We start from the raw sequence: 1,099 nt of genomic DNA, 5'->3' as shown, positions 1-1,099 counted from the left end.
CGCTCCTGATCCGTCGCATCATCGAAGACCAGCTCGTTGTACTTGTTGCCGCGGTAGGTCTTGCTCTTGAGGCCGGAGAGCAGGCCGTTGGAGTGCCATTGCGGGGTCTGATCACCGTTGTAGACCCGCCCGGTAATCAGCGGACGATCCACGTCGCCTTCGAGGAAATCGACGATGACTTCCTGACCAATACGCGGCACGAACACACTGCCCCAGCCTGCGCCGGCGTTGGGTTGCGCGACACGCAGCCAGCAGCTGGCGTCGGCGGCGCCCTTCTCGCTGCGGTCCCAGTGAAACTGGACGCGCACGCGGTTGAGCGAGTCGGTGTGGATCTCTTCGTTCTCGGGGCCGACGACGATCGCGGTCTGCGGGCCACCCAGATTGGGGCGCGGATGATCGAGCGACGGACGATACGGCTGACTGAGGCGCTGGGATTCGAAGTCGATCAGATACTGGCCGGTGCCGACATCGGCGTAGTCTTCGTGAGCACTCTCATTGAGACCGTGCGCCTGGCGCGCCTCGGCCATGCGCGCCTGCAGGCTACCCGGTAGCGCCTTGAGGTGTGCCGACACCGGCAGCGCGTTCTCGGCGCAGACGGTCAGGCCCAGCACGAGGAATTCGCGCTCACTCGCGTCGCCGTCTTCATGGCGGGCGTGCTGGCTGAGTTCGAACCAGCGGCCGACCTTCAACTGGCGGGTGCCCCCGGCGCCATAGAAACGCTTGGCGCGGGATTCATGGGCCTCGAGGCGATTGACGGTCAGGCGTTCGCCGCGCGAGTGATCATCAAAGTAGTACTCGCCGGGGTAGTCGTAGACTTCCTGCTCGCTGAGGTTGCCCTGATCGCTGCGCGTGTCCTGGCCGGAGCGCTTCTCCAGGCCCGGCTGCTTGTAATCAAACGTCCCGAGGCTGACACGCGTTGGCTGCTGCTGACGACGGCCGCTCCACTGGGTGATGGAGTCTTCCAGTTCAGTGGCATCCTGACGGTGGAAGCGGATGACCTGCGGCTCGACCGGTGCGCAGGTCGCGACATCATCGGTGATGACGAGGCGGTGGCCATTGAAGTCGCTGTCGTCAGAGGCGTGTTCGAAGTAGTAGAACA

The 1,099-nt window shown here is 64.2% G+C and carries 1 protein-coding gene; it reads right to left on the bottom strand.

The genetic code is table 11. The features are described 5' to 3' along the window. Positions 1 to 1,099: type VI secretion system tip protein TssI/VgrG (gene tssI, locus OW493_RS17140; RefSeq protein WP_289864985.1), on the bottom strand; the 1,099-nt coding region annotated here is incomplete at both ends.

This window comes from Cobetia sp. 14N.309.X.WAT.E.A4, from assembly GCF_030397495.1.
Classification (GTDB): Bacteria; Pseudomonadota; Gammaproteobacteria; order Pseudomonadales; family Halomonadaceae; genus Cobetia; species Cobetia marina.
The sequence above is the reverse complement of the archived record's forward strand: the minus strand, read 5'-3'. Positions and strand labels throughout refer to the sequence as shown.